The sequence below is a fragment of the Bacillus sp. ATD genome, assembly GCF_050585765.1.
In the GTDB taxonomy this organism is placed as follows: domain Bacteria; phylum Bacillota; class Bacilli; order Bacillales; family Bacillaceae; genus Bacillus; species Bacillus stercoris.
Window position 1 is genome coordinate 152,481 of sequence record NZ_JBOBQH010000008.1, and the last position, 24,526, is coordinate 177,006.

25 protein-coding genes, 1 pseudogene, 1 riboswitch and 1 other annotated feature are annotated in these 24,526 nt (G+C 43.2%); of the genes and pseudogenes, 17 read left to right on the forward strand and 9 right to left on the reverse strand.

All coding sequences use genetic code 11. The features are described 5' to 3' along the window. Positions 1–12 precede the first annotated feature (12 nt). Complete coding sequence (trpS, locus tag ACQXR1_RS17290; protein ID WP_040083808.1) at positions 13–1,005, reverse strand: tryptophan--tRNA ligase; 993 nt, start codon at positions 1,003–1,005, stop codon at positions 13–15. Between the two features lie 58 nt (positions 1,006–1,063). Beyond that, positions 1,064–1,278: a binding site (T-box leader), on the reverse strand. Positions 1,279–1,749: 471 nt separating this feature from the next. On the opposite strand from trpS, the gene oppA reads away from it, so the two are divergent. The 8 genes from oppA (at position 1,750) to spx (ending at position 9,993) form a co-directional block, all read left to right on the forward strand. Further along, positions 1,750–3,387 (forward strand): oligopeptide ABC transporter substrate-binding protein OppA, encoded by a 1,638-nt coding sequence (gene oppA, locus ACQXR1_RS17295; RefSeq protein WP_040083451.1) that lies wholly within the window; start codon positions 1,750–1,752, stop codon positions 3,385–3,387. Positions 3,388–3,493: 106 nt separating this feature from the next. Next, entirely contained in the window at positions 3,494–4,429 is a 936-nt protein-coding gene (gene oppB / locus ACQXR1_RS17300) for an oligopeptide ABC transporter permease OppB (RefSeq protein ID WP_041345470.1), read from the forward strand. Positions 4,430–4,432: 3 nt separating this feature from the next. Continuing rightward, entirely contained in the window at positions 4,433–5,350 is a 918-nt protein-coding gene (gene oppC / locus ACQXR1_RS17305; RefSeq protein WP_430772564.1) for an oligopeptide ABC transporter permease OppC, read from the forward strand. 4 nt (positions 5,351–5,354) lie between these two features. Then, positions 5,355–6,431 carry an oligopeptide ABC transporter ATP-binding protein OppD gene (gene oppD, locus ACQXR1_RS17310; RefSeq protein WP_080488797.1) on the forward strand — a complete coding sequence of 359 codons (1,077 nt, stop codon included), beginning with the start codon at positions 5,355–5,357 and terminating at the stop codon, positions 6,429–6,431. A gap of 1 nt (position 6,432) precedes the next feature. Next, on the forward strand, positions 6,433–7,350 hold the full coding sequence (oppF, locus tag ACQXR1_RS17315) for an oligopeptide ABC transporter ATP-binding protein OppF (RefSeq protein ID WP_003239287.1): 918 nt from the start codon (positions 6,433–6,435) through the stop codon (positions 7,348–7,350). Positions 7,351–7,457: 107 nt separating this feature from the next. Continuing rightward, positions 7,458–8,675, forward strand: a complete 1,218-nt coding sequence (locus tag ACQXR1_RS17320; RefSeq protein ID WP_430772585.1) for an MFS transporter — start codon at positions 7,458–7,460, stop codon at positions 8,673–8,675. A 163-nt stretch (positions 8,676–8,838) separates the two neighbouring features. Continuing rightward, positions 8,839–9,417: a GNAT family N-acetyltransferase gene (locus ACQXR1_RS17325; RefSeq protein ID WP_003244921.1), complete on the forward strand. Its 579-nt coding sequence runs from the start codon at positions 8,839–8,841 to the stop codon at positions 9,415–9,417. A gap of 180 nt (positions 9,418–9,597) precedes the next feature. Next, positions 9,598–9,993, forward strand: coding sequence for a transcriptional regulator Spx (gene spx, locus ACQXR1_RS17330; RefSeq protein WP_003245483.1), 396 nt, complete (start codon positions 9,598–9,600; stop codon positions 9,991–9,993). Positions 9,994–10,247: 254 nt separating this feature from the next. Here the strand turns inward: spx and ACQXR1_RS17335 are convergent, their stop codons facing one another. Next, complete coding sequence (locus ACQXR1_RS17335; protein WP_014663533.1) at positions 10,248–10,904, reverse strand: TerC family protein; 657 nt, start codon at positions 10,902–10,904, stop codon at positions 10,248–10,250. A gap of 169 nt (positions 10,905–11,073) precedes the next feature. On the opposite strand from ACQXR1_RS17335, the gene ACQXR1_RS17340 reads away from it, so the two are divergent. Then, positions 11,074–11,214 (forward strand): hypothetical protein, encoded by a 141-nt coding sequence (locus ACQXR1_RS17340; protein WP_134975725.1) that lies wholly within the window; start codon positions 11,074–11,076, stop codon positions 11,212–11,214. Beyond that, entirely contained in the window at positions 11,181–11,837 is a 657-nt protein-coding gene (gene mecA, locus ACQXR1_RS17345; protein ID WP_430772565.1) for an adaptor protein MecA, read from the forward strand. The genes ACQXR1_RS17340 and mecA overlap by 34 nt, the downstream gene beginning before the upstream one ends. Here the strand turns inward: mecA and ACQXR1_RS17350 are convergent. Then, a pseudogene (locus tag ACQXR1_RS17350) lies at positions 11,832–11,951 on the reverse strand (hypothetical protein). The gene mecA and the pseudogene ACQXR1_RS17350 sit on opposite strands and share 6 nt — an antisense overlap. Positions 11,952–11,994: 43 nt before the next feature. Here ACQXR1_RS17350 and ACQXR1_RS17355 point away from each other — a divergent pair. Beyond that, positions 11,995–13,146, forward strand: coding sequence for a competence protein CoiA (locus ACQXR1_RS17355; protein WP_430772566.1), 1,152 nt, complete (start codon positions 11,995–11,997; stop codon positions 13,144–13,146). Positions 13,147–13,375: 229 nt separating this feature from the next. Further along, the gene (gene pepF / locus ACQXR1_RS17360) at positions 13,376–15,205 is read left to right on the forward strand and encodes an oligoendopeptidase F (protein WP_168780813.1); all 1,830 of its coding nucleotides are present in this window, start codon (positions 13,376–13,378) and stop codon (positions 15,203–15,205) included. A 37-nt stretch (positions 15,206–15,242) separates the two neighbouring features. Here pepF and ACQXR1_RS17365 read toward each other — a convergent pair whose 3' ends face one another. The 5 genes from ACQXR1_RS17365 to ACQXR1_RS17385 form a co-directional block, all read right to left on the reverse strand. Further along, positions 15,243–15,410, reverse strand: a complete 168-nt coding sequence (locus ACQXR1_RS17365) for a hypothetical protein (protein WP_003244944.1) — start codon at positions 15,408–15,410, stop codon at positions 15,243–15,245. A gap of 314 nt (positions 15,411–15,724) precedes the next feature. Further along, the gene (spxH, locus tag ACQXR1_RS17370) at positions 15,725–16,624 is read right to left on the reverse strand and encodes a protease adaptor protein SpxH (RefSeq protein ID WP_041521296.1); all 900 of its coding nucleotides are present in this window, start codon (positions 16,622–16,624) and stop codon (positions 15,725–15,727) included. Next, a complete protein-coding gene (locus ACQXR1_RS17375) occupies positions 16,621–17,019 on the reverse strand; it encodes a group 2 truncated hemoglobin YjbI (protein WP_003232928.1) in 399 nt (132 codons plus the stop codon). The genes spxH and ACQXR1_RS17375 overlap by 4 nt, the downstream gene beginning before the upstream one ends. 251 nt (positions 17,020–17,270) lie before the next feature. Continuing rightward, positions 17,271–18,005 (reverse strand): bifunctional muramidase/murein lytic transglycosylase, encoded by a 735-nt coding sequence (gene cwlQ / locus ACQXR1_RS17380; protein WP_041521297.1) that lies wholly within the window; start codon positions 18,003–18,005, stop codon positions 17,271–17,273. A 14-nt stretch (positions 18,006–18,019) separates the two neighbouring features. Beyond that, positions 18,020–18,592: a CYTH domain-containing protein gene (locus tag ACQXR1_RS17385; RefSeq protein WP_103031882.1), complete on the reverse strand. Its 573-nt coding sequence runs from the start codon at positions 18,590–18,592 to the stop codon at positions 18,020–18,022. Positions 18,593–18,715: 123 nt separating this feature from the next. Here ACQXR1_RS17385 and ACQXR1_RS17390 point away from each other — a divergent pair, with 123 nt between their 5' ends. The 4 genes from ACQXR1_RS17390 to ACQXR1_RS17405 are packed head-to-tail and all read left to right on the forward strand — an operon-like array spanning position 18,716 to position 21,481. Continuing rightward, positions 18,716–19,084 (forward strand): hypothetical protein, encoded by a 369-nt coding sequence (locus ACQXR1_RS17390; protein WP_014663540.1) that lies wholly within the window; start codon positions 18,716–18,718, stop codon positions 19,082–19,084. Between the two features lie 28 nt (positions 19,085–19,112). Next, positions 19,113–19,748, forward strand: a complete 636-nt coding sequence (gene yjbM / locus ACQXR1_RS17395) for a GTP diphosphokinase (RefSeq protein ID WP_003245294.1) — start codon at positions 19,113–19,115, stop codon at positions 19,746–19,748. An 18-nt stretch (positions 19,749–19,766) separates the two neighbouring features. Continuing rightward, entirely contained in the window at positions 19,767–20,567 is an 801-nt protein-coding gene (locus tag ACQXR1_RS17400; RefSeq protein WP_003232918.1) for an NAD kinase, read from the forward strand. Between the two features lie 14 nt (positions 20,568–20,581). Continuing rightward, positions 20,582–21,481, forward strand: coding sequence for an RluA family pseudouridine synthase (locus tag ACQXR1_RS17405; protein ID WP_430772567.1), 900 nt, complete (start codon positions 20,582–20,584; stop codon positions 21,479–21,481). 11 nt (positions 21,482–21,492) lie between these two features. On the opposite strand, the gene prpE is transcribed toward ACQXR1_RS17405, so the two are convergent. Further along, positions 21,493–22,227, reverse strand: a complete 735-nt coding sequence (gene prpE / locus ACQXR1_RS17410; protein WP_430772568.1) for a bis(5'-nucleosyl)-tetraphosphatase PrpE — start codon at positions 22,225–22,227, stop codon at positions 21,493–21,495. A 234-nt stretch (positions 22,228–22,461) separates the two neighbouring features. Between prpE and ACQXR1_RS17415 the strand changes: the two genes are divergently transcribed. Further along, entirely contained in the window at positions 22,462–24,306 is a 1,845-nt protein-coding gene (locus ACQXR1_RS17415) for a monovalent cation:proton antiporter family protein (RefSeq protein ID WP_430772569.1), read from the forward strand. Positions 24,307–24,367: 61 nt separating this feature from the next. Beyond that, a riboswitch (TPP riboswitch) is annotated at positions 24,368–24,476 on the forward strand. Positions 24,477–24,526 lie beyond the last annotated feature (50 nt).

Here is a 24,526-nt window from a genome sequence, read left to right on the forward strand (position 1 = left end):
GCGGTTTTTTGATCAGCGTCTTTTTCTTCCAAGACCCATGGCATTCTCCATTTTTTTCAGCATTTTGTTTGCTGTCCGGTTCGCCCGTTCCGCGCCTTCATCAAGAATCCGGTCTAATTCTTCAGATTCTATCAGCTCATAATAGCGGTCCTGGATTGGTTTTAATGCGTTCACCACGACTTCTGCCAAATCACCTTTAAACTCGCCGTAGCCTTTTCCGTCGTATTTTGCTTCAAGCTCTTCAATTGTCGTATTGCCGAGGATTGAATAAATCGTAAGAAGGTTGGAAACACCCGGTTTGTTTTCTTTGTCAAATTTTACAATGCCCTCGGAATCTGTCACAGCGCTTTTGATTTTCTTTTCAAGAAGCTTCGGTTCATCCAGCAGTGTAATATAAGATTTCTGGTTCGGATCAGATTTGCTCATCTTCTTCAGCGGATCATTCAGAGACATGATGCGTGCACCGACTTTTGGAATTTTCACTTCCGGAATCGTGAAGATGTCGTTGTATTTTTTGTTGAAGCGTTCTGCGAGATTCCGCGTCAGCTCAAGGTGCTGCTTTTGATCCTCACCAACAGGCACAAGATCCGTTCCGTACAGCAGAATATCAGCGGCCATCAGCGGCGGGTATGTTAACAGGCCGGAGACGACAGCCTCATTGCCTTTGGATTTGTCCTTAAATTGAGTCATTCGTTCAAGCTCGCCGATATATGCGACACACTGCATCATCCATCCAGCCTGTGCGTGCGCGGGAACCTCTGACTGAATAAACAATGTTGCTTTTTCCGGATCAAGTCCGACAGCTAAGTAAAGCGCCGCCAGACTGCGGATATTCTTTCTTAGCTGGAGCCGATCTTGAGGAACGGTTATTGCATGCTGGTCCACGATGCAAAAATAGCTGTTATAATCATGCTGCAGTTCGACAAACTGCTTCATTGCACCGATATAGTTGCCAAGCGTAACAGAGCCGCTTGGCTGAATGCCTGAAAAAATCGTTTGTTTCATGAAAACATCAACCTCATTTCTTAAAACATAATAAAAAAGGCTCATTCTTCCCCTATAAAAAAGGGACGAATGAACCGTGGTACCACCCTGATTATTCCATTAAAATGGAATCACTCTGACGTTTGTAACGGAGTCTGCTCCGGCTGAGCCTACTTTTTTCGGGTTCGGTCAGCTGCTCCAAAGTCCATTCCACATTGCCCGTTATCTGCTCCCAGCACCGCAGACTCTCTTCAAACAGGTGAAATGTGTACTACTCTTCTTCATAGCACGCTTTTCTTTTGATTGCTTCATTATAAATCAATTATAACCAATTGTCATCATGAAAAAACATTCTTTTTCCCAGTAACATTGTAATGATATAAATAACATGGGTGCTGTAAAACCCTTAAATGATAACTGCTATCAGTGTAAAAACAGGCAGATATTATATGTAAAAAGCAATATGGATAGAAAACTCATGAAAAAGTTTTTAATCAATTTATGCTTTAAATGGTAGAAGGATATTATGTTCGTGGAAGAAAAACTAACGAAGTTTAAATATTTTAAATTGATAAAATAATATTGCAATAAATTATTTGTTTCATTATAATGAACTTGTTCACTCTATTGTTACAGCTTTTTTACAAAAATAATCAGAAAAGACGGAACAGAATAAAAGTTATGGAAACTTAGGTTCATTTGTCTGATATTTCTGAGGATTTAGCCGTAAGGAGCTGAAAAATTCTTATTAGGGGGTTTGCGAATATGAAAAAACGTTGGTCGATTGTCACGTTGATGCTCATTTTCACTCTCGTGCTGAGCGCTTGCGGCTTTGGCGGCAGCGGATCAAACGGTGAAGGGAAAAAGGACAGTAAAGGAAAGACAACACTTAACATTAATATTAAAACTGAGCCGTTCTCCTTACATCCGGGATTGGCAAATGATTCAGTTTCAGGCGGTGTCATCCGTCAGACTTTTGAAGGATTGACACGCATTAATGCAGATGGGGAGCCTGAAGAAGGCATGGCATCTAAAATCGAAACAAGCAAGGACGGTAAAACATATACATTCACTATTCGTGATGGTGTGAAATGGTCTAATGGAGACCCTGTAACAGCACAAGATTTTGAATATGCTTGGAAATGGGCGCTTGACCCTAATAATGAATCACAATACGCTTACCAGCTCTACTACATAAAAGGTGCTGAAGCGGCGAATACAGGCAAAGGCAGCCTAGATGATGTGGCAGTAAAAGCCGTGAATGACAAAACGCTGAAGGTTGAATTAAATAACCCGACTCCATATTTCACTGAATTAACTGCGTTCTATACGTATATGCCGATCAACAAGAAAATTGCAGAGAAAAATAAAAAGTGGAATACAAATGCTGGGGATGATTATGTATCAAACGGGCCGTTCAAAATGACAGCATGGAAACACAGCGGTTCTATTACTCTCGAAAAAAATGACCAGTATTGGGATAAAGACAAAGTCAAACTGAAGAAAATTGATATGGTTATGATCAACAATAACAATACGGAATTGAAAAAATTCCAAGCTGGCGAACTTGATTGGGCCGGTTTGCCGCTCGGACAGCTTCCGACAGAATCTCTCCCTTCCTTGAAAAAAGACGGTTCTTTACATGTTGAGCCGATGGCAGGTGTGTATTGGTACAAATTCAACACAGAAGCTAAGCCGTTAGACAACGTCAATATCCGTAAAGCATTATCTTATGCGATTGACCGTCAATCGATTGTTAAAAACATTACGCAAGGAGAGCAAATCCCAGCAATGGCTGCGGTGCCGCCGACAATGAAGGGATTTGAGGATAACAAAGAAGGCTACTACAAAGACAACGATATCAAAACGGCAAAAGAATACCTTGAAAAAGGCCTAAAAGAAATGGGCTTAAGCAAGGCATCTGACCTTCCGAAAATCAAATTGTCTTATAACACTGATGATGCACATGCGAAAATCGCTCAAGCTGTACAAGAAATGTGGAAGAAAAATTTAGGCGTAAATGTTGAGCTTGATAACTCTGAATGGAATGTCTATATCGATAAGCTCCACAGCCAAGATTATCAAATCGGCCGTATGGGCTGGCTTGGCGACTTTAACGATCCTATTAACTTCCTAGAATTGTTCCGTGACAAAGACGGAGGAAATAACGATACGGGCTGGGAAAACCCAGAATTCAAAAAATTGCTGAATCAGTCACAAACTGAAACAGATCAAAACAAACGTGCAGAGCTGCTGAAAAAAGCGGAAGAAATTTTCATTGATGAAATGCCGGTCGCTCCAATTTATTTTTATACGATTCCTTGGGTGCAAGACGAAAATCTGAAAGGAACCATTATTACTGGAACTGGAGAAATTTATTTCAGAAACGCGTACTTTCAATAAGTCTTATTTGTGAAAACAATAACCTCAAGGTATATGGGGACCTATTTCCCATATACCTTTCTTACTGAAGAATATAAAAAAGTAAAAACCATGGAGGTGTTCCCCCTTGCTAAAATATATCGGAAGACGCTTAGTCTATATGATTATCACACTATTTGTGATTGTAACTGTGACATTCTTCTTAATGCAAGCAGCACCGGGCGGGCCATTTTCAGGTGAGAAAAAGCTTCCGCCTGAAATTGAAGCAAACTTAAATACGCACTATGGCTTGGACAAGCCGCTGTTTGTACAATACGTCAGTTATTTGAAATCAGTTGCAATGTGGGATTTCGGACCATCATTTAAATATAAAGGTCAGAGTGTTAACGACCTGATCAATTCAGGTTTCCCCGTTTCATTCACTCTTGGAGCAGAAGCTATTCTCCTCGCTTTAGCGTTAGGTGTATTGTTTGGAGTCATTGCAGCTCTTTACCATAATAAGTGGCAGGATTATACCGTCGCGATTTTAACGATATTTGGTATTTCAGTTCCAAGCTTTATCATGGCGGCTGTTCTGCAATATGTGTTCTCCATGAAGCTTGGGCTGTTTCCGGTCGCGGGGTGGGATTCCTGGGCATACACCTTTTTGCCTTCAATCGCACTTGCTTCCATGCCGATGGCGTTCATTGCCAGACTTTCCCGTTCAAGCATGATCGAAGTGTTAAACAGTGATTATATCCGCACTGCGAAAGCGAAAGGGCTGTCCCGCCCAGCAGTTACTGTGCGGCACGCCATTCGAAACGCGCTTTTGCCGGTTGTTACATACATGGGCCCGATGGCTGCCCAGGTCTTAACGGGAAGTTTTATCATTGAAACGATTTTTGGGATCCCGGGTCTTGGTTCACACTTCGTAAACAGTATTACAAACCGTGATTATACAGTCATTATGGGTGTAACGGTGTTCTTCAGTGTCATCCTGCTATTGTGTGTATTAATCGTAGACGTGCTTTACGGCATTATTGATCCAAGAATCAAGCTTTCCAAAGCAAAGAAAGGAGCCTAGGCCATGCAGAACATTCCGAAAAACATTTTTGAACCAGCCGCAGCGAATGCCGGCGATGCAGAAAAAATAAGTAAAAAGAGCCTTTCCCTCTGGAAAGATGCGATGCTTCGCTTCCGCAGCAATAAGCTTGCAATGGTCGGGCTTATCATTATCGTGCTCATTATCCTTATGGCCATTTTTGCGCCGATGTTCTCAAGGTATGATTATTCAACTACTAATCTCTTAAATGCGGATAAGCCGCCTTCAAAAGATCACTGGTTCGGCACAGATGATCTTGGACGGGACATTTTCGTCCGTACCTGGGTAGGAGCGCGAATCTCAATCTTTATCGGTGTCGCAGCCGCTGTTCTTGATTTGCTGATCGGCGTCATTTGGGGGAGCATTTCAGGCTTCCGCGGAGGAAGAACAGATGAAATTATGATGCGTATCGCTGATATCCTTTGGGCAGTTCCTTCATTATTAATGGTTATCTTACTTATGGTTGTTCTTCCGAAAGGGCTATTTACGATTATTATTGCCATGACGATTACGGGCTGGATTAACATGGCCAGAATCGTGCGCGGACAAGTGCTGCAGCTGAAGAATCAAGAGTATGTGCTTGCTTCACAGACACTGGGTGCAAAAACATCCCGTCTGCTGTTTAAACATATCGTGCCAAACGCAATGGGTTCCATTTTGGTCACGATGACATTGACAGTTCCTACTGCGATTTTCACAGAAGCCTTTTTAAGCTATTTGGGACTCGGTGTCCCGGCTCCGCTGGCAAGCTGGGGAACGATGGCTTCTGACGGATTGCCTGCATTGACCTATTATCCGTGGCGTTTATTCTTCCCTGCCGGATTTATCTGCATTACAATGTTTGGCTTTAACGTTGTCGGCGACGGATTAAGAGACGCATTGGATCCTAAGTTACGTAAATAAGGGAGTGATACGGGTGACACGCCTATTAGAAGTAAAAGATTTAGCAATTTCATTTAAAACATATGGCGGAGAGGTCCAAGCGATCCGCGGAGTGAATTTCCATCTGGAAAAAGGAGAGACGCTGGCTATCGTCGGAGAATCAGGTTCCGGAAAAAGTGTAACCTCTCAGGCGATTATGAAGCTGATTCCAATGCCTCCGGGTTATTTCAAACGCGGTGAAATCCTGTTTGAAGGGAAGGATCTGGTGCCGCTGTCCGAAAAAGAAATGCAAAATGTCCGGGGAAAAGAGATCGGCATGATATTCCAAGATCCGATGACCTCCTTAAATCCAACGATGAAGGTCGGTAAACAAATTACGGAAGTGCTTTTTAAACACGAAAAGATCTCAAAGGAAGCGGCTAAAAAACGCGCGGTTGAACTGCTGGAATTAGTCGGTATCCCAATGCCGGAAAAGCGGGTGAACCAATTTCCGCACGAATTTTCAGGCGGTATGAGGCAGCGGGTTGTCATCGCCATGGCGCTTGCGGCGAATCCGAAGCTTTTGATCGCCGACGAGCCGACCACTGCACTTGATGTAACGATTCAAGCGCAAATTCTGGAATTGATGAAGGATTTGCAAAAGAAAATTGACACGTCCATCATCTTTATCACACACGATCTTGGTGTTGTGGCAAACGTTGCTGACCGGGTCGCTGTCATGTACGCGGGACAGATTGTAGAAACAGGTACGGTAGACGAAATTTTCTACGATCCGAGACATCCGTATACTTGGGGGCTACTTGCATCCATGCCGACACTGGAAAGTTCAGGAGAGGAAGAGCTGACTGCCATTCCGGGCACGCCGCCTGATTTGACAAACCCGCCAAAAGGAGATGCTTTTGCCCTGCGGAGCCCTTATGCGATGAAAATCGATTTTGAACAGGAGCCGCCAATGTTTAAGGTATCTGATACTCATTATGTCAAATCGTGGCTGCTTCATCCCGACGCGCCAAAGGTAGAGCCGCCTGAAGCGGTAAAAGCGAAAATGCGTAAACTGGCAAACACGTACGAAAAACCTGTCTTAGTGAGAGAAGGTGAATAAATTGACTGAAAAACTATTAGAAATCAAACATTTAAAACAGCACTTTGTCACGCCGAGAGGAACGGTTAAGGCTGTAGATGATTTATCATTTGATATCTATAAAGGTGAAACATTAGGGCTGGTTGGTGAATCTGGCTGCGGTAAATCGACAACAGGCCGAAGCATTATCCGGCTGTACGAAGCAACCGATGGTGAGGTGCTGTTCAACGGCGAAAATGTGCACGGGAAAAAATCGCGGAAAAAACTGTTGGAATTCAACCGCAAAATGCAGATGATTTTCCAAGACCCATATGCGTCCCTGAATCCGAGAATGACAGTTGCTGATATTATTGCTGAAGGGCTTGATATTCATAAGCTGGCGAAAACGAAAAAAGAGCGGATGCAGCGGGTTCATGAACTATTGGAAACAGTGGGATTGAACAAGGAACACGCGAACCGCTATCCCCATGAATTTTCCGGCGGCCAGCGCCAAAGAATCGGGATTGCCAGAGCGCTTGCTGTTGATCCGGAATTCATTATCGCGGATGAGCCGATTTCCGCTTTGGATGTATCCATTCAAGCGCAGGTCGTGAATTTAATGAAAGAACTGCAAAAAGAAAAAGGGCTCACATACCTGTTTATTGCCCACGATTTATCGATGGTCAAATACATCAGTGACCGTATTGGAGTCATGTATTTCGGGAAACTGGTTGAGCTTGCGCCGGCAGATGAGCTTTATGAAAATCCGCTTCACCCGTATACAAAATCATTGCTTTCTGCGATTCCGCTTCCTGATCCAGACTATGAGAGAAATCGCGTCCGCCAGAAATATGATCCGTCCGTCCATCAATTAAAAGATGGGGAAACGATGGAATTCCGTGAAGTCAAACCGGGACATTTTGTGATGTGCACGGAAGCCGAATTTAAAGCTTTTTCATGATTCATCAATCCTTCAAGAGAAATCTCTTGAAGGATTTTTTTGCGTCCTCATAGAAAGTGAGAATGATAACATTTACAATTAGAGGAAAATAGCGGAGGCGAAATACGATTCAATTTTTGCATAACAAAAATGTTTTTGCGCTATTGCTGTCTCAATCTCTTCAATCCTTAGCAGGAGTCCTTGTCACAATCGTTTTAATGGTCCGTGTTTATCAAATGACTGACTCCGTTTTTTTGGCTGGACTCGTATTATCGTTCATGTCGTTTGCAAGTATAGCTGCAAGCTTTTGCGTCTCTCCGGTGCTTCGCAATCTCGGTTTTAAAAAGGTGCTTGCGGGCGCAAATCTGCTGAGAGCGGTCTTTACAATCCTGATGGCATACAGTGTCACTCATCACGGACAGGCATTCTTTTGGATTACGCTGCTCTTTGTGTTCTGTTTTTCCTTCGCGGGCGCTTTTTTTCAGCCGGCAAGATTCGCGCTGTTGCCGATTATTGTTCCAAAAGAGCACTATGTAAAAGCGAATGGCGTGATCTCCCTCTCGAATCAATTGTTCTTAACAGCAGGCTGGGGCCTTGGAGGCCTTCTGACGTACGCCGTCCCTTTTGAAGTCGTTGTCGGTGCAGCCATTTGCCTGTTTGTTCTTTCGGGAGTTTCCCTCAAGGGGCTTCATATAAATGAAAAAACGACTGATGAAACAGATGAAAAAGCATCTGGCAGAAGTATATGGAAGGATTTAATGATTATTCCTATTGTAAGAGACATTACTTTTATGGACATGATAGAAGCTTTGGCGGGTTCTGTTTGGTCGTCTGCTATTCTTCTCGCCTTTACTGCGGTTGTTTTGCATGAAACAGAAGCGTGGTGGGGGATGTTTAACGCTTCTTATTTTATAGGTGCCATTGTCGGCAGTGTGATTGCGATTCGTTTTTCTGCTTTTTTTGAGCGGAACATGGGCTGCGCTATTATTTTCTGCTCGCTTGTGATGGCGGCGCTGACCCTTCTGTTCTCAATTTCTACAATCCCGTTTTTATGCGCGCTGGCTTGTGCCGCAATGGGGCCTTTTTATCAGGTGCGTGATATTTGCCAGGAAACCATGCTGCAGGAGGTTATTCCCGAACAGAAACGTATCGGAATCATGGCTGCAAAAAATGCAATTTTAACTCCTTGGGCAGGCGTCACCTACTCCATTATGGGATTAGTGGCTGATGCGGCTGGTGCGAAAACAGCTTTTATTGCAGCTGCTGCATTATATATCATGACGTTTCTGATTGCACTGGCACAGCCCCGGCTTGTTCATTACAGGCGGGAAAACCGGATTCAATGAGATGCACTTCAGAATAAACGGAGCAGCTGGCTCCGTTCATTCTGAAAAAAAATGAAACCATGGCGGAAGTTCGTACGTCTTTATAGATGTAAGGCTGTTTAAACAAGAAGAAATGGGGTATATCTAAAAGTATGAAGACAATGAACTCATAAGGAGCAAATCAATGAACTGGTATGAAAAGCTTAGCGAGTACTTTCCAATTGAAGAAATGAAATCAAAAGCGCATATGGAAGCTCTTCTGAAAGAGCGAAGCGATATTTATCATAAAGATGAAGGCAAACATCATATTTTAATGTTTGCGGAATTCGATTCTTTTATTTTCGTTGATTATCTGTATGTATCTAAGGATGCAAGAGGGCAGGGGCTTGGCGGCAAATTGATCGCAAAGCTGAAAAAGAAAAATAAGCCCATATTGCTCGAGGTGGAACCTGTTGATGAAGATGATACTGATACAGAAAAACGCCTGAGGTTTTATCAAAGAGAGCATTTCAAGCATGCTCAGTCAATTGGGTACCGTCGCCGGTCATTGGCTACGAATGAAGTAAACAAGATGGAGATTCTGTACTGGTCACCGAAAACAGAATCAGAAGAAGAAATTCTTGAAGCCATGAAACAGACATATGAAAACATTCATACTTATAAAGATGAGAAATGGTACGGAGAATCGTACGAAAAAACGGATGAAGTCTTGGAAATCATCGATGAAGAAAAACAAAAAAATATTTTCGATCAGTTAAGCTAATTGAGAATAAGAACATATCATGAACATTAAAAATTTGCTGGATTGACACATTTTTTTCTTAGGATACTGTTCACACTTACTTTTTTATAGTATAATACCTGTAAAGATTCCTTTTTTAGAGTAATTTCAATTTAAGAATAAAATAGATGTTCATCCTACTAATTAGAGGAGTGAAGATGAATGGTTACACTATACACATCACCAAGCTGTACTTCATGCAGAAAGGCGAGAGCGTGGCTCGAGGAGCACGAGATTCCATTTGTAGAAAGAAACATTTTCTCTGAACCTTTATCAATTGATGAAATAAAACAAATTCTTCGAATGACTGAGGACGGAACAGATGAAATCATCTCAACCCGTTCAAAAGTATTCCAAAAACTCAATGTGAACGTTGAATCTATGCCGCTGCAAGATTTGTACCGCTTGATCAACGAGCATCCAGGTTTGCTTCGCCGTCCGATCATCATCGACGAAAAACGTTTGCAAGTCGGATATAACGAAGACGAAATCAGACGTTTCCTGCCAAGAAAAGTTCGCTCTTTCCAATTAAGAGAAGCACAGCGTTTGGCAAACTAATAGATCGTATCATCAAAAGAAGGCTGAGTCATCAGCCTTCTTTTTTAGATAGTTGACAAAATCCTAAAACGGTTTTTTGTTTTAGGATTTTGTTACCTTTTCAGTTCAGCGTGATTGAAAACCTTTGAAGTCTAGGAAGGCCGAGCATTGGAGCACAACGAATATGTTTATTCGTGAGCACCGACGCGTAGGTCTGACAACGAATGCAAAGGTTTGTCGACACGCTGAAAGAAGGCTGAGTCATCAGCCTCCTTTTATTTTTCAACCTGCTGGTAATAAATGCTCGCAAGAATGACAAAGGCAACCGTCAAAATGGGGAGGAGTGTTTCGACTGTGCCGTGCTGCGCCATAAAAAGTGACAGCTTTTTGTCTCTGACAATCATTTCTCCGCCAGTATAAGCAAGCAGCCCGCTTCCCGCGTAAATCAGAAGCGGTATTTTCCCTAGTGCAATATGGATGAGTTTGCTGCCCCAAATAATAACCGGAACCGATACACACAAACCTATGACGACGAGAGAAAACTCACCGTGTGATGCTCCTGCAACTGCGATGACATTGTCCAGCGACATAAAGAGATCTGCAAGCACAATCGTTCGTATCGCTCTCCACAAAGAGGTGCTGCTTTTAATGTGCTGCGTATCCTTTTTTTCGATCAGCAGCTGATATCCTAAATACAGCAGGAAAATTCCGCCGGCGCACTGCAAGAACGGAATGTTCAAAAGATATACTGCTGCACTTGTTAATCCGATTCTCATGGCAACGGCTATAAATGTTCCGAGAATAATAGCTTGCTGTCTTTGCTTGTCCGGCAAATGTCTGCTGGCCATGGCAATGACGACCGCATTATCTCCGCCAAGGATCAGGTCGATCCCAACAATTACAAGCAGAGAAATCAGATAGTCATGCTCCATGAATCGGCACCTCGCTTTCAGTCCTTCGCTTGTACTACTACTATATGAGACAGGCCGCATTTTATGATATCAGCAGCCTGAACTGCCGTTTTTTAGGCAAAGGTGCATTTTTATTTCTTTTGTGACTGTTTTATCATAAAATAGAAATACAAAGGAATTCACACTGGCCTTGCTTAAGGTTAAGATGTGGACGGAATGGGTAAAGTGTAGTAAAGTACAATTAATCGGGAGCTTAGATGTCCCTTCAACATCTTATATAGAAGGGAAGGTTGGCAAATGGAAATTGAAAGAATTAACGAGCATACAGTAAAATTTTATATGTCTTACGGAGATATTGAAGATCGCGGTTTTGACAGAGAAGAAATTTGGTATAACCGTGAGCGCAGTGAAGAACTGTTCTGGGAAGTCATGGATGAAGTTCATGAAGAAGAGGAATTCGCTGTGGAAGGCCCTCTTTGGATTCAAGTTCAGGCGCTTGACAAAGGATTAGAAATCATCGTCACAAAAGCCCAGCTTTCCAAAGACGGACAAAAGCTCGAACTGCCGATTCCTGAGGATAAAAAGCAAGAACCAGCATCTGAGGACCTTGACGCCTTGCTGGATGATTTCCAGAAAGAAGAGCAGGCCATCAATCAGGAAGAGAAGGAGCAAAAGCTTCAATTTGTCTTGCGATTTGGCGATTTTGAGGATGTTATTTCTCTATCTAATTTGAACGTTAACGGAAGCAAAACGACTTTATATTCGTTTGAGAACCGATATTATTTATATGTGGATTTTTGCAATATGACTGATGAAGAGGTTGAAAATCAGCTAAGCATCCTGCTGGAGTACGCAAATGAATCCTCAATCAGCATACACCGTCTTAAAGAGTACGGCAAGCTGATTATTTCAGAGCATGCTCTAGAAACGATAAAAAAACACTTTGCATCATAGCAAACCGATTTCTTTCCGGAAATCGGTTTTTTTATGCACTAAAATGCCATTTTAAGATGTGAAAAATCGAAAACATACGTACAAGCGAAAATACAGCGAACAGGAGTTGATCAATTTATCCAGAAAGTATACCTCATCTGGAAAGGAGAGATGACAATTGTTTAGTGCTGTGACTGAAGACGGTCAAATGTTTCACCTTTTAGGCGCTCAGCAAAGCCAAAAATTAAAGCGGAAACGATTCTTCTGTCCGGTATGCGGAGAAGAGCTTGCTGTGAAGCTCGGACTTCAAAAAGCGCCGCATTTCGCCCATAAACAGAACAAGTCCTGCTCCATAGACATAGAACCGGAAAGCGCCTACCATTTAGAAGGAAAAAGACAGCTGTACGTATGGCTGAAAACACAAAAGGCTTCTCCCATATTGGAACCGTATATTAGGGAAATCAACCAAAGACCGGACGTCTTGGCAAGGATCAAGGAGCGTATGCTTGCTGTTGAATATCAATGCGCCACGATCAGTCCGGATGTCTTTCAAAAGCGGACAGAGGGCTTCAAACAAGCAGGGATCATCCCGCAGTGGATTATGGGCCGCAGCCGGTTACAACGGACTGCTGCGTCCTTTTATCAGCTTTCAGCTTTTCATTGGCAGTTTATCAATGCAAATCCATACAGAGAACTGATATGTTATTGTCCGGAAAGGCGTTCTTTTTTCAGGCTCAGCCACATCATTCCATTCTACACAACCCATTCTTATTCCTCAGTCCAAACGATCCCTATCCATCAGGCAGGTATAGACGATCTATTTTTCACCAAATCGAAATCCTCAATTCAATATTCAGGCTGGACGAAAGCGATTCACCGTTTTCGCCATAAACCCCACCGGTTTAACTCAAAGGAAACAAATCGCCTTAAGCAGCTGTTTTATGAGAAGCGGCAGACGCCCTTTTCTTTTCTGCCGACTGAAGTGTTTGTTCCTGTTGTAAAAGGGGCAGTTTTTAAGAGTCCGGTTTTTGTGTGGCAGGGGTTTCTTTACCTGTTTATCACGGATCTTGGAGAGAAACATGCGCCAATTCGTTTTTCAGCCGTTTTACAGCAATGCAAACTGTACATTCATAAAAAGAACATTGCACTCAGATTCGAATGCAGCGAAGAGTGGCTTTCAGAAGCTGTTAAACAGTACATTGATTTTTTGTGCAAGAAGGGATTTTTAAGGGAGACTCAGAAAGAAGTATATGTGCTGAACCAGCCTGCAGATGGCATTCGCTCAATGCAGGATCTCATAGAAAGAGACCGCAGCTGTTTTATAGAATGAGTTTGTCTGATTTGGCTCACCCTAAGACAAAGGTGGTGGGCTGGCTGTGAACGGCACAAAAGGAAAGGTTTTTCGTGTTTTTACTGCTTTTTTGGCATTCGTTCTCTTCATTACTGCATATGATTTGACAAAAGGCAGTGAAAAACCGGAAGATATTCACAACACAAGTTTATTGAGAAACAGTTGCTTTTTCAATTGGCTTGAATCAAAGAAGACGAGGGGGATCACCATGGCTGAGGAAAAAAAAGCAAATCAACTGCCTGACAGAAGTGAGGTAAAGGCAGAAGACACATGGAGACTTGAGGATATTTTTCCTAGTGATGAGGCCTGGAATAAAGAATTTCAAGCTGTAAAAGAATTAATTCCGAATTTATCTAAGTATAAAGGAAAGCTGGCCGATTCAGCTGATCATTTATACGAGGCTCTTACGTACCAAGATAAAGTGATGGAGCGGCTGGGAAGGCTGTACACATATGCGCATATGCGCTCTGACCAGGATACCGGGAACTCCTTTTACCAAGGGTTGAATGACAAGGCGGGAAACCTGTATACACAGGCCGCAAGCGCGACAGCTTATTTGGTTCCTGAAATTTTATCCATAGAAGAAGACAAACTGCAGCAGTTCATTCTTGAAAAAGAAGAATTAAAGCTGTACTCTCATGCGATTGAGGAGATTACAAAAGAACGTCCGCATGTGCTGAGCGAGAAGGAAGAAGCGCTGCTTGCTGAGGCTTCCGAGGTATTAGGATCATCTTCAAATACATTCAGCGTGTTAAATAACGCAGATATTACGTTCCCGTCCATTAAAGACGAAGATGGGAATGAAAAACAGATCACACACGGCAACTTTATTAACTTCTTGGAAAGTGAAAACCGCGAAGTCCGCAAAAATGCGTTTGACGCAGTGTATAAAACGTACGGACAATATAAAAACACAATGGCCACGACACTAAGCGGCACTGTGAAAAAGGACAACTTCTACGCGAGAGTGAAAAAGTACAAGTCAGCGCGTGAGGCTGCGCTTTCTAACAACAGCATTCCTGAGGAAGTATACGATAACCTCGTGAAGACGATTAATAAGCATTTGCCTCTTCTTCACCGATATATCGCGCTGAGAAAGAAAGTGCTAGAGCTTGATGAAGTGCATATCTATGATCTGTATACACCGCTTGTGAAGGATGCGGGGATGAAGGTGACATACGAGGAAGCCAAAGATTACATGCTGAAAGGCCTCGCACCTTTAGGGGAGGAATATGCCTCTATCCTAAAAGAAGGACTGGAAAACCGCTGGGTGGACGTTTATGAAAATAAAGGAAAACGCAATGGCGCTTATTCATCAGGAGCTTACGGCACGAATCCGTATATTTTGATGAACTGGCATGATAACGTCAATAATCTCTTTACGCTCGTGCACGAGTTTGGACATTCCGTACACAGCTACTATACGAGAAAGCACCAGCCATATCCATACGGCAATTACAGCATCTTTGTCGCAGAAGTTGCTTCTACGACAAATGAAGCGCTTCTTGGCGAATATCTGCTGAATAATTTAGAGGATGAAAAACAGCGTTTATATATTCTCAACCATATGCTTGAAGGCTTTAGGGGAACGGTCTTCAGACAAACGATGTTTGCCGAGTTTGAACATCTGATCCATACAAAGGCGCAAGAAGGCGAGCCGCTTACACCTGAGCTTTTGACAAATGTTTATTACGATCTGAATAAAAAGTATTTCGGAGACGGCATGGTGATTGATAAGGAAATCGGCCTTGAATGGTCGCGGATTCCGCACTTCTATTACAATTACTATGTGTATCAGTATGCGACGGGGTACAGCGCTGCCCAAGCATTAAGCAGCCAGATTTTGAAGGAAGGGAAGCCTGCGGTTGACCGTTATATTGACTTCCTGAAAGCGGGAAGCTCACAATACCCGATTGATGTCCTGAAAAAAGCGGGCGTTGATATGACGTCTCCAGAGCCAATCGAAGCTGCTTGCAAAATGTTTGAAGAAAAACTCGATGAAATGGAAGAGCTGCTGATGAAAGTCAAGCAGTCTTAAAAAAGTAAGCCTGTGCGGAAATGACGCACAGGCTTTTTTAAAACCCTTTAAAGGTTTTCCGGTGATTCAAGCGGTAGAGGGTAAACAAAATAGACAGAAACAGCAGAGGAGAGGTAATATAAAGCGGCAACATATGCATCATGCCTAGGATATTCAGACAGAAAAAAACGGCAATGCACACAATCGAGATCAAAGTAGACATCATGGCGGTCCTCCTCGTCCTTTTTCCTTATAAGGATATGAGTGAATGGACTCCGTTATGTTTTGTGACAAAAATATGAACATTAAGCATAGAGGTTGTCAAAAGTCGACATCTTTTGTTATCATAAGGATGTGAAATTGATCACAAACAAACATTACCCCTTTGTTTGACCGTGAAAAATTTCTCCCATCCCCTTTGTTGTCGTTAAGACATATGAAACCGCGCTTATCCCGGCGCGGTTTCTTTAGTATTAAATTTAGAACATATGTTTGGTTCTAGCGCAAAAAAAACAGCCTCAAGCATATGCACGCCTGCGGCTATTTTTCACATGATTGATATTCATCAGAATAAGTGCTGAGAGACTTCCAAAACATTCCGTGTTTGGCCTCCACTTTGGCAACCTTTTTAGCAAACGCCAATTTTTTCATTTCTTTTTCTACCTCTTCAAGGCTCAGGTCATACACAAGAGCAATTTCCTTCGAGGCAACGAAGCGGAAATATTCAATAAAACATTCTAAAGGCGGTGTTTCCGACGGCTTCGGCTCGTCGCCAAGCATCTCAAATAAAATTTCTTCATATACATCATATGAGTAGCTTCCAGGAACTTTAAGCCCTTCATCCTCATGCTGCGTATTGAAGAACGTCAGTGTCGGATTAACAGAAACATCCATCTCAGCAGCAATTTTCATGTCACATTGAAGCGCCTTGACCGCGCTTTGAGAATGCAGATCTTTTTTAAATTCTTCAAGATCGAGACTTGTATTTTCAGCAATCTCCAAAAGCACATTTTCATCGGTGATGTTTTTCTTTGAAACAAATAGGCTCTCCTGCATATTTCTGAGAAATTGCATACCGGCTTTTCTTCCTTGCAATTCGGCTGCTTTAAAAGCGAGAGCAGCCATATAAGGTGATGAAAGCGGCTGATCTTGCTCGAACCAGAGATTGCCGTCACACGACATGCCTGAGCGGCTCGCGATCTTTTCCCATGCTTCTGCGAGAAGATGCTTTTTTCGCTTTTTATTTAAAGCGGTAAGGCTTGCGGAAGCGATAATACGTAAGGTGAAAAAACGTCCGTATCTAATTTTCAGCTTTTTGATGACGGGCTCTAAGGACCAGCATTCAGGACATAAAGGGTCTACAAACATATAAATCTCAAGCGGTTTTTTTGGATGACCGTGGCAATGGGCGAAGTATAGCTCATGCTGATAGTTTGTCAAGATGATCGATCCTCCGCTTCCGTTTGATTCACCATATGCCTTGCTGTCAACTCCAGGCGGCCAAACAAAAACTCGCGAATTTCGCCCTCCAGCCCTACATGGTCCATTGCGTCCTTCATACAGCTGAGCCACGCATCAGCTCTCTCGTTTGTAATTGGAAAGGGAAGATGCCTTGCTCTGAGCATAGGATGGCCGTGTTCCTCAGTATAAAGAGGAGGCCCGCCTAAATACTGAGTTAAGAATTGCTTCTGTTTCCTGGCGGTTTCTGTCAAATCGCTCGGAAAAATCGGCTTCAGCAAAGGATGAGACGCGACACGCTCATAAAAAGTATCAACAAGTTGCGATAGAAGTTCCTCTCCAATCGCTTCATAAGGTGCGTTAAACGATTGTCCCATGTTGACTACTCCTTTAAATATGGCTAATAGGAATCATAAATCCTATTGCAAAAAGTAATTTTCTGTATTTCATTGTTTCATCTAGGTTTATTTTAGCAACAAGGCATCATTTCTACAAACAAACTGCCTTTTTTGCGTATGATAACTCATTTCGGCTGACAGCCGGGGTTTGTATTTCATATCATATCACATAAAAATCAGGAATGCGTAAGATTTCACTTCGCAAAAAAACCAGAGGGGGAGCCCTCTGGTTACGCGTAATAAGCTGAAGTTATTTTTTTTACATAGTTTTGCGTTTCTTGGAAAGGAGGAATGCCTCCGTACCGGTCAACATTCCCCGGTCCGGCGTTGTAAGCCGCTAATGCCATAGACACATTGCCGTCGTATTTATCCAACATTTGTTTTAAATATTTCGTTCCGCCCTCCACATTTTGCTGCGGATCAAGCGGGTTGGAAACGCCTAGTGAGCTTGCTGTTGATGGCATCAGCTGCATGAGGCCCATCGCACCTGCTCCGCTGACCGCTTTTGCATTAAAGCCTGATTCCTGCTTGATGATGGCACGAATCAGTTTTTCATCGACGCCATATTTATCAGCGGCTTTTTTAATCGCACTGTCAACGGAGAAGTCTCCCGAACTGATCTGATTTGCTTCATGTTTGTTTGAAGCTGAATCTGCAGCAGCTGTTTCGGTGTTTTCTGCCGCTTTTGTGATTGAACCTGAATTGCTGCTCGTATATGAGTTGAGCCCATACGCTGAAAGCAGTGACGGCGCTGTTGTATTCGCGCTGTTCAGCATGCTGAGCGGGCTTGGCGATGAAGAAGGTGCTGATTGCTGAGATGCCAGACCGTTTGTATATTGGCTGAGCAAAGAGCTAAAACTTGAAAGCGGGCTTTCCGTATTCTGAGTGTCCGAGCTGCTGCGTGCATTAGATATGGACTGTAGTGCCTGAAGCTGAAGTAAAGCTGCCCAATTCGTTACATTCACGATGTCATTCCACCTTATATAGACTTTCGTTTTTCTTCATAAAAACGCAGAATTTTATTTTTGGTTTCGCGCTGAGGAATGCTGAATTGCTGAAGCAGCTTCTCGAAGGCTTGTCTGCCCTCATGCCAATCCGCCGCCTCAAATTCAATTTCATAGTCCTCTTTATTTAAATATCGGCTGTGGTCTAAAACTATTAAGCCTTTTTCTGTTTCTTTTTCCGCTCGGTTTGTTGCTAAAGATCCAAAGTATCGAATGGCATCCGTATCGATCTGAAGCTTGTGCAGCTGGTCCTTCACAGGGCCCTCGGGAACTGAAAATGCAGCTAGATCTGATACCTCTGAAAGCTGCTGGTGCGTTTCCAGAAGCCCCACATCAGCCGGCTCTTTTAATGTAAGGACATACTTTCCGTTTTTTCTGCGGATACGAAGCGCTGCATGTTTTTGTTTCAGCGCAAAGCTGTCTGTATCAAAATAATGATTCTTTTGATCTGTAAAATCTTGTTCTGTCAGCTGGAGTGCCGCTGTTATGTTTTTGAATTCTTGTTTGGTCAGCATATTTTTAAATTCGATTTCAATTTCTTGGGTCATGATGATCTTCCTTTCCGCCCTGCAAATCTTATTTTTACTATTATCTCTTTAGATGTTTGGTTTATCAATATCGAGCTTGATATGATAAAATGAATCTGAACTTTGTTTAAAAAGGAGAGCATTATGCAAAACAGAATCGAAATTTTGAACGCAACATTATCGGATGATCAGCTTCGCCTTGCCTGTCAGACAGAAGGAAACGAAGCGGAACGCAAGCCGTCAGGTCAAATGCTTGTTGATTCTGACCACTTTGCTTTTGTATACATAATTGAATTAGCTGATTCTTTTGAATATGTCATTATAAAGGAACATATATGGCCGGAATTGAAGCAGGCCCATGCACAAAAAATACCGGTCTTATTAGAGGCAGGAGACCAAACGATTGAACTGGCAGGCCTGCATGAGGAGCTGGAATATCTTTTAGAAAATATAAAAGATAACGCAAACTATGGAGAAGAGATGGAAGAAAAAGTGAAACGCGTGTTTTTATAGAAACTGGTTCGGAATTGGGGGATGTATGATGGATGACAAACAATGGGAGCGTTTTTTAGTGCCGTACCGCCAGGCTGTCGAAGAGTTGAAAGTGAAGCTCAAGGGGATCCGCACACTATATGAATACGAGGACGACCATTCACCGATCGAATTTGTGACCGGACGCGTCAAGCCTGTGGCAAGCATACTTGAAAAAGCGAGAAGGAAAAGCATACCGCTGCATGAAATTGAAACCATGCAGGATATCGCTGGCCTTAGAATCATGTGCCAATTTGTCGATGACATCCAAATCGTAAAAGAGATGCTTTTTGCCAGAAAAGATTTCACCGTTGTGGATCAGAGGGATTATATTGCGGAACATAAAGAGAGCGGATACCGGTCTTATCATCTTGTTGTACTATATCCTTTGCAGACGGTGTCCGGGGAAAAGCATGTTCTCGTGGAAATACAGATCCGTACACTGGCGATGAATTTTTGGGCGACCATTGAGCATTCATTGAATTATAAATACAGCGGAAACATTCCTGAAAAAGTGAAACTAAGGCTTCAGCGCGCTTCTGAAGCGGCTTCCCGGCTTGATGAAGAGATGTCGGAGATCAGGGGTGAAGTACAGGAAGCTCAAGCTGCCTTTTCAAGAAAGAAAAAAGGAAGCGAGCAACAATAGGTAAAGGGGAAGAAGAGCATGAAATTTGCCGTATCATCAAAAGGAGATCAAGTTTCTGATACGCTGAAAAGCAAAATACAGGCGTATTTATTGGATTTTGATATGGAACTGGATGAAAATGAACCGGAAATCGTTATTTCAGTCGGAGGCGACGGAACGCTTTTGTATGCTTTTCACAGATACAGCGACCGCTTGGACAAAACAGCATTTGTCGGTGTTCACACAGGTCATCTGGGGTTTTATGCCGACTGGGTTCCTCATGAAATTGAAAAACTTGTTCTCGCAATTGCGAAAACGCCGTATCATACTGTCGAATATCCGCTTCTCGAAGTCATTGTGACCTATCACGAAAACGAGCGGGAAGAAAGATACTTAGCCTTGAATGAATGTACGATTAAAAGCATAGAAGGAAGCCTTGTTGCTGATGTGGAAATTAAGGGGCAGCTCTTTGAAACCTTCCGGGGCGACGGCCTCTGCCTGTCAACGCCATCAGGCAGCACAGCCTACAATAAGGCGCTGGGCGGAGCGATAATCCATCCGTCTATCAGGGCGATCCAGCTTGCGGAAATGGCATCTATTAATAACCGCGTGTTCCGTACGGTCGGATCACCTCTGCTTCTCCCATCCCATCATGATTGCATGATTAAGCCGAGAAACGAAGTTGACTTTCAAGTGACGATTGACCATTTAACCCTTCTTCATAAGGATGTGAAGTCGATCCGCTGCCAGGTTGCATCCGAAAAAGTGCGGTTTGCGAGATTCCGTCCGTTTCCATTTTGGAAAAGAGTCCAGGATTCGTTTATCGGAAAAGGTGAATAGAAAGAGGACGTATCGTGGAGCATTTTTATATCAGAAAGAACATTACTTCCGCCGAGGACGGGATGACTGTAAAAGAATATGCCGGGGAACTCGGAATTTCAAAACGTCTGCTGACCGATATTAAGTTTGGCGGGGGAGACCTGCTGATCAACGGCGAGCATGTGACGGTTAAAGCCATTTTGAAAGAGGGAGATCTTCTTATCGTGAAGTTTCCTGAGGAACAGGTGAGCGAGACGCTGCTGGCAGAGCCTGTTCCGCTCGATATTCTTTATGAGGATGAACATGTGCTTGTGATAAACAAGCAGCCGTATGTGTCATCAATCCCTTCGAGAGAGCACCCCTCTGGCAGCATTGCCAATGGAATTATTCATCATTATCAAAAAAACGGAGTGAGGGCGACAGTTCATCTTGTCACCCGGCTAGACCGGGATACATCGGGAGTCATGCTTGTTGCCAAGCATCGATTTGCCCACTCCATTTTATCGTCAGCGCAAAAAAACGGACTCGTGAAACGCCGGTATGCAGCAGTGGTTCATGGGCGGATGGCGCAGATGGAGGGAACAGTCGATGCCCCGATCGGCAGACATCCTGACAGTATAATTGAACGGACGGTAACACCAGACGGCCAGAAGGCTGTTACGCATTTTTATGTCACATGTGCACATGACGATATGAGCTCGGTGACGTTGCAGCTTGAGACTGGACGAACCCATCAAATTCGTGTTCATATGAGCTATCTCGGGCACCCGTTGTGCGGCGATACACTGTACGGCGGAACGAGACGGGACATTGGCCGGCAGGCTCTGCACAGCGAGCATCTTTCGTTTATCCATCCGCTGACACAGGAGAACATGACGTTTCATGCTTCATTGCCTCAGGATATGAGAAAACTGATAAAAGGAGAGAATCATTGATTCTCTCCTTTTTATTTGGGGCGAAACCTTGATTCGTCGTAAGGCAGGGAGCTTGGAACAGAGACGGTTTCTATTTCTGGAAAGCGAAAGCCTGTCAGTTTATTTCCGAACACGCAGCCTGTATCAATGTTGATGGTGCGATTAACCTTCCGAGGCTCTTTCACTGGTGTATGGCCGTATACCACCCATGTCTTTCCGTTATAGGCTGCCGCCCAATCACGCCTGACGGGTCTGCCGTCCGGATATGTTTCACCTGTCACATCACCGTAAAGCACAAAGTCCTTCACTCTGCGGGTATATTTGCCAATATCGTCAGCTCTTATGCCAGCATGGGCGACAACCAATTCTCCATTATGTAAGATGTCGTAAAGCGGCGCTGTTTCGTACAGCTTCATAAACTGTTCGCTGACTGATTTTCTCTCATCTTTGGAAAGTTCCTCAAGCTCTGCCGCTGTTGTTTCGAGACCATGCATTACTTTTACTGGATTGCCTTTTAAGTAGCGGTACAGCTTATTGCAATGGTTTCCCGGGACATAACGTACAGCGCCTTTTTCGTAAGCGCTGGCTACAAATCGGATGACCTCTATCGATTTGGGCCCTCTGTCAGTTAAATCTCCGGCAAAAACAAGCACCCTGCCTTCTTCGTGGACAGGTACTCCATTTTTGATTGTATAACCAAGCTTTTGGATTAATGCAGTCATTTCGTCATAGCAGCCATGAATATCGCTGATGATATCGTAAGCCATGCGGTATCCTCCTTACCGATTGTTTTATTTATTATGAAGCAAAGTGTTGTGAGTCATCACAAGCTTTTATGTGCAAATTATAGAAGAAGAATCATTTTCTAAACAGGATTAAGACCTTATCACTTTATTTTTCATCATGACCCTTGTTAAAATCGCGTTATGTTTTTTAAAAATGAGGTTTTGTTCTTTGATTGAGAACTAGCATAACCCTGACTAAAAAAGGAGGTTCTGATTATGGCGCATACATCTGTCGCATCTTTAGTTGTTGTACTTATCGTTGCATTTTTGACACCCATCCTTTTGCATCGGTTTAAACTCAGCATCCCGGTTGTTGTTGCTGAAATCATTATGGGGCTGATTATTGGGAAAAGCGGCCTTAATTTAGTTGTGGAGGGTGACACCTGGCTCCAAACACTCTCTATGCTCGGATTTATCTTTTTAATGTTTTTAAGCGGGCTTGAAATTGATTTTTCATCTTTTGAGAAAGGGAAGAAAAAGCAGCTCCTGCCGAACGGCAAGGAAGCGCCTAATACGTTTGCTGCGGCATCTATTATTTTCGTCGGTATTTTTATTTTATCATTGCTGCTGTCCTATGGCTTCGTCTTGGCGGGTTTTATTCAAAATGCATTTTTGATGACCCTTATTATTTCAACGATTTCGTTAGGCGTTGTCGTTCCAACATTAAAAGAAGAACGGATCATGAATTCGAATATCGGGCAGATTATTTTGCTCGTTGCTGTTATTGCTGATTTGGCTACGATGATTCTTCTTGCTGTTTTTTCTTCTTTATACGGAGAGGACAGCGGAAACATGTGGCTCCTGATGATCCTGTTTGCGGCCGGAGTGGTGCTTTACTTTTTCGGCAGGGTCTTCAAACATCGTTCTTTTGTTCAATCCATGTCAAAAGGGACGATCCAGATTGGGACGCGTGCCATTTTTACGTTAATTATTGTACTCGTTGCCCTGTCTGAATCACTTGGGGCGGAAAATATTCTCGGCGCTTTCTTAGCGGGGGTTCTTGTTTCCCTGCTTTCGCCAAACAAAGAACTTGTTCAGCAGCTGGACTCATTCGGTTATGGGTTCTTAATACCGATTTTCTTCGTGATGGTCGGTGTGAAGCTTGATATTTGGACTCTTTTCCAGGATAAAACAATTTTAATCATGATCCCGCTTTTGCTTCTGGCGCTGTTAGTGAGCAAAATCATTCCTGTCATGTACCTAAAGAAGTGGTATGATAACCGAACCATTTTCGCGTCCGGTTTTCTGCTGACATCAACGCTTTCGCTCGTGATTGCAGCGGCAACAATCGGCCAGCAGCTTCACGTGATCAGCGCAAATATGTCAGGAGCGCTCATTTTAGTAGCTGTCATCGCAAGTATTTTTACGCCGATCTGTTTTAAAAAGTTGTACAAACGGGAAGAGCAGCCGGAGGAGAAAAAGACGATTACGTTCATCGGCGCCAATCAAATGACTTTGCCTGTCACACTTGAATTGCCAGAGGAAGAGTATGACGTGCGTGTTGTGCACGTCTACCAAGAGAATGCAGAGGAAAAGCTGTCGGAATCAGTGTTTGCTGTTGAAACAATTTCTGACTATGAACACGAGACGCTTGAATCACTCGGCATTTTTGAAACGGATATCCTCGTTGTGGCGACCGGGAATGAAGATATGAATGCAGACATTGCATTACTTGCAAAAGAAAAAGGCACAGAAAGAGTCATTGCAAGCGTAGGATCACCGGAGCATGAAGCAGTTCTGAAGAAGCAGGGAATCAGCATCTTTTCTATTCTGCTGTCGACAAAAACGCTGCTTCGCGCTCTGATTGAAGCGCCTGGCGTCATGAAGCTGCTCACGAACCAGGAGTCTTCCCTGTATCAAATTAATATGGAGAACAGTAAATACGACGGTGTGATTTTACGGGAATTCCCTTTAACCGGCGACGTCATCTTTGTCAGGATCTTCAGAGGTGTGGACAGCATTGTTCCTCATGGGGATACAAGGCTGAAACTTGGAGACCGCTTAATTGTCACCGGATCTCGGGGATACGTAACGGATCTTAAGAAAACATTGGAAGGATAAATCTTGACCAAATAAGGATTCGTGTTAATATAGAGGTGCAGAACAATTCAATATGTATTCGTTTAACCACTAGGGGTGTCCTTCATAAGGGCTGAGATAAAAGTGTGACTTTTAGACCCTCATAACTTGAACAGGTTCAGACCTGCGTAGGGAAGTGGAGCGGTATTTGTGTTATTTTACTATGCCAATTCCAAACCACTTTTCCTTGCGGGAAAGTGGT

Bases quoted from the DNA above. Each gene is read 5' to 3' on its own strand.
- prpE (WP_430772568.1), bottom strand. From the start codon at position 22,227: ATGGCTTACGATATCATCAGCGATATTCATGGCTGCTATGACGAAATG.
- spx (WP_003245483.1), top strand. From the start codon at position 9,598: ATGGTTACACTATACACATCACCAAGCTGTACTTCATGCAGAAAGGCG.
- ACQXR1_RS17385 (WP_103031882.1), bottom strand. From the start codon at position 18,592: ATGACCCAAGAAATTGAAATCGAATTTAAAAATATGCTGACCAAACAA.
- oppA (WP_040083451.1), top strand. From the start codon at position 1,750: ATGAAAAAACGTTGGTCGATTGTCACGTTGATGCTCATTTTCACTCTC.
- trpS (WP_040083808.1), bottom strand. From the start codon at position 1,005: ATGAAACAAACGATTTTTTCAGGCATTCAGCCAAGCGGCTCTGTTACG.
- ACQXR1_RS17375 (WP_003232928.1), bottom strand. From the start codon at position 17,019: ATGGGACAATCGTTTAACGCACCTTATGAAGCGATTGGAGAGGAACTT.
- oppC (WP_430772564.1), top strand. From the start codon at position 4,433: ATGCAGAACATTCCGAAAAACATTTTTGAACCAGCCGCAGCGAATGCC.
- ACQXR1_RS17400 (WP_003232918.1), top strand. From the start codon at position 19,767: ATGAAATTTGCCGTATCATCAAAAGGAGATCAAGTTTCTGATACGCTG.
- pepF (WP_168780813.1), top strand. From the start codon at position 13,376: ATGGCTGAGGAAAAAAAAGCAAATCAACTGCCTGACAGAAGTGAGGTA.
- ACQXR1_RS17390 (WP_014663540.1), top strand. From the start codon at position 18,716: ATGCAAAACAGAATCGAAATTTTGAACGCAACATTATCGGATGATCAG.
- ACQXR1_RS17415 (WP_430772569.1), top strand. From the start codon at position 22,462: ATGGCGCATACATCTGTCGCATCTTTAGTTGTTGTACTTATCGTTGCA.
- ACQXR1_RS17335 (WP_014663533.1), bottom strand. From the start codon at position 10,904: ATGGAGCATGACTATCTGATTTCTCTGCTTGTAATTGTTGGGATCGAC.
- ACQXR1_RS17325 (WP_003244921.1), top strand. From the start codon at position 8,839: ATGAACTGGTATGAAAAGCTTAGCGAGTACTTTCCAATTGAAGAAATG.
- yjbM (WP_003245294.1), top strand. From the start codon at position 19,113: ATGGATGACAAACAATGGGAGCGTTTTTTAGTGCCGTACCGCCAGGCT.
- mecA (WP_430772565.1), top strand. From the start codon at position 11,181: ATGGAAATTGAAAGAATTAACGAGCATACAGTAAAATTTTATATGTCT.
- ACQXR1_RS17365 (WP_003244944.1), bottom strand. From the start codon at position 15,410: ATGATGTCTACTTTGATCTCGATTGTGTGCATTGCCGTTTTTTTCTGT.